Source organism: Streptomyces aureocirculatus (assembly GCF_000720475.1).
In the GTDB taxonomy this organism is placed as follows: domain Bacteria; phylum Actinomycetota; class Actinomycetes; order Streptomycetales; family Streptomycetaceae; genus Streptomyces; species Streptomyces aureocirculatus.
Genome location: NZ_JOAP01000119.1, coordinates 1 through 3,204 on the forward strand (window position 1 = coordinate 1; position 3,204 = coordinate 3,204).

A 3,204-nucleotide genomic window follows, 5' to 3' on the forward strand; every position below is an offset into this window, starting at 1 on the left:
GGGGTGATGGGTGGTTGGTCGTTGTTTGAGAACTGCACAGTGGACGCGAGCATCTGTGGCCAAGTTTTTAAGGGCGCACGGTGGATGCCTTGGCACCAGGAACCGATGAAGGACGTGGGAGGCCACGATAGTCCCCGGGGAGTCGTCAACCAGACTTTGATCCGGGGGTTTCCGAATGGGGAAACCCGGCAGTCGTCATGGGCTGTCACCCGTACCTGAACTCATAGGGTATGTGGAGGGAACGCGGGGAAGTGAAACATCTCAGTACCCGCAGGAAGAGAAAACAACCGTGATTCCGGGAGTAGTGGCGAGCGAAACTGGATGAGGCCAAACCGTATGCGTGTGATACCCGGCAGGGGTTGCGTATACGGGGTTGTGGGATTTCTCTTGATCAGTCTGCCGGCTGGTCGACGAGTCAGAAACCGTTGATGTAGGCGAAGGACATGCGAAAGGTCCGGCGTAGAGGGTAAGACCCCCGTAGTCGAAACGTCAACGGCTCGTTTGAGAAACACCCAAGTAGCACGGGGCCCGAGAAATCCCGTGTGAATCTGGCGGGACCACCCGTTAAGCCTAAATATTCCCTGGTGACCGATAGCGGATAGTACCGTGAGGGAATGGTGAAAAGTACCGCGGGAGCGGAGTGAAATAGTACCTGAAACCGTGTGCCTACAAGCCGTGGGAGCGTCGCGTTGCATGCTTGCATGTAACGTCGTGACTGCGTGCCTTTTGAAGAATGAGCCTGCGAGTTTGCGGTGTGTTGCGAGGTTAACCCGTGTGGGGAAGCCGTAGCGAAAGCGAGTCCGAATAGGGCGTTATAGTAGCGCGCTCAAGACCCGAAGCGGAGTGATCTAGCCATGGGCAGGCTGAAGCGGCTGTAAGAGGTCGTGGAGGGCCGAACCCACCAGGGTTGAAAACCTGGGGGATGACCTGTGGTTAGGGGTGAAAGGCCAATCAAACTCCGTGATAGCTGGTTCTCCCCGAAATGCATTTAGGTGCAGCGTCGTGTGTTTCTTGCCGGAGGTAGAGCACTGGATAGGCGATGGGCCCTACCGGGTTACTGACCTTAGCCAAACTCCGAATGCCGGTAAGTGAGAGCGCGGCAGTGAGACTGTGGGGGATAAGCTCCATGGTCGAGAGGGAAACAGCCCAGAGCATCGACTAAGGCCCCTAAGCGTACGCTAAGTGGGAAAGGATGTGGAGTCGCACAGACAACCAGGAGGTTGGCTTAGAAGCAGCCACCCTTGAAAGAGTGCGTAATAGCTCACTGGTCTAGTGATTCCGCGCCGACAATGTAGCGGGGCTCAAGCGTACCGCCGAAGTCGTGTCATTCCAGCATGAGGGCCAACGCCCGCTGGGATGGGTAGGGGAGCGTCGTGTGCCGGGTGAAGCTGCGCCGGAAGGCAGTGGTGGACGGTTCACGAGTGAGAATGCAGGCATGAGTAGCGATACATACGTGAGAAACGTGTGCGCCGATTGACTAAGGGTTCCTGGGTCAAGCTGATCTGCCCAGGGTAAGTCGGGACCTAAGGCGAGGCCGACAGGCGTAGTCGATGGATAACCGGTTGATATTCCGGTACCCGCTGTGAAGCGTCAAACATTGAATCCAGTGATGCTAAGGCCGTGAAGCCGTTCCGGACCCTTCGGGGAATGGAAAGTGGTGGAGCCGCCGGCCCAAGTTGGTAGTAGGTGAGTGATGGGGTGACGCAGGAAGGTAGTCCAGCCCGGGCGGTGGTTGTCCCGGGGTAAGGGTGTAGCCCGAGTGATAGGTAAATCCGTCGCTCATCAAGGGTGAGACCTGATGCCGAGCCGATTGTGGTGAAGTGGATGATCCTATGCTGTCGAGAAAAGCCTCTAGCGAGTTTCATGGCGGCCCGTACCCTAAACCGACTCAGGTGGTCAGGTAGAGAATACCGAGGCGTTCGGGTGAACTATGGTTAAGGAACTCGGCAAAATGCCCCCGTAACTTCGGGAGAAGGGGGGCCACGTCCGGTGACGGCACTTGCTGCCAGAGCTGGGGGTGGCCGCAGAGACCAGCGAGAAGCGACTGTTTACTAAAAACACAGGTCCGTGCGAAGCCGTAAGGCGATGTATACGGACTGACGCCTGCCCGGTGCTGGAACGTTAAGGGGACCGGTTAGTGCGCTTTCGGGCGTGCGAAGCTGAGAACTTAAGCGCCAGTAAACGGCGGTGGTAACTATAACCATCCTAAGGTAGCGAAATTCCTTGTCGGGTAAGTTCCGACCTGCACGAATGGCGTAACGACTTCTCGACTGTCTCAACCATAGGCCCGGTGAAATTGCACTACGAGTAAAGATGCTCGTTTCGCGCAGCAGGACGGAAAGACCCCGGGACCTTTACTACAGTTTGATATTGGTGTTCGGTTCGGCTTGTGTAGGATAGGTGGGAGACTGTGAAGCATGCACGCCAGTGTGTGTGGAGTCGCCGTTGAAATACCACTCTGGTCGTGCTGGATGTCTAACCTGGGTCCGTGATCCGGATCAGGGACAGTGTCTGATGGGTAGTTTAACTGGGGCGGTTGCCTCCTAAAGAGTAACGGAGGCGCCCAAAGGTTCCCTCAGCCTGGTTGGTAATCAGGTGTTGAGTGTAAGTGCACAAGGGAGCTTGACTGTGAGACTGACGGGTCGAGCAGGGACGAAAGTCGGGACTAGTGATCCGGCGGTGGCTTGTGGAAGCGCCGTCGCTCAACGGATAAAAGGTACCCCGGGGATAACAGGCTGATCTTCCCCAAGAGTCCATATCGACGGGATGGTTTGGCACCTCGATGTCGGCTCGTCGCATCCTGGGGCTGGAGTCGGTCCCAAGGGTTGGGCTGTTCGCCCATTAAAGCGGTACGCGAGCTGGGTTTAGAACGTCGTGAGACAGTTCGGTCCCTATCCGCTGTGCGCGTAGGAGTCTTGAGAAGGGCTGTCCCTAGTACGAGAGGACCGGGACGGACGAACCTCTGGTGTGCCAGTTGTCCTGCCAAGGGCATGGCTGGTTGGCTACGTTCGGAAAGGATAACCGCTGAAAGCATCTAAGCGGGAAGCCTGCTTCGAGATGAGGACTCCCACCCCCTTTGAGGGGTTAAGGCTCCCAGTAGACGACTGGGTTGATAGGCCAGATATGGAAGGCGGGCAACCGCTGGAGTTGACTGGTACTAATAGGCCGAGGGCTTGTCCTCAGTTGCTCGCGTCCACTGTGTTG

1 rRNA gene is annotated in these 3,204 nt (G+C 56.9%); it reads left to right on the forward strand.

The window, feature by feature from the left end:
* The first annotated feature begins 57 nt into the window (after window positions 1-57).
* A 23S ribosomal RNA gene (locus tag IG78_RS0140870) occupies window positions 58-3,181 on the forward strand.
* The last annotated feature ends 23 nt before the right edge of the window (window positions 3,182-3,204 follow it).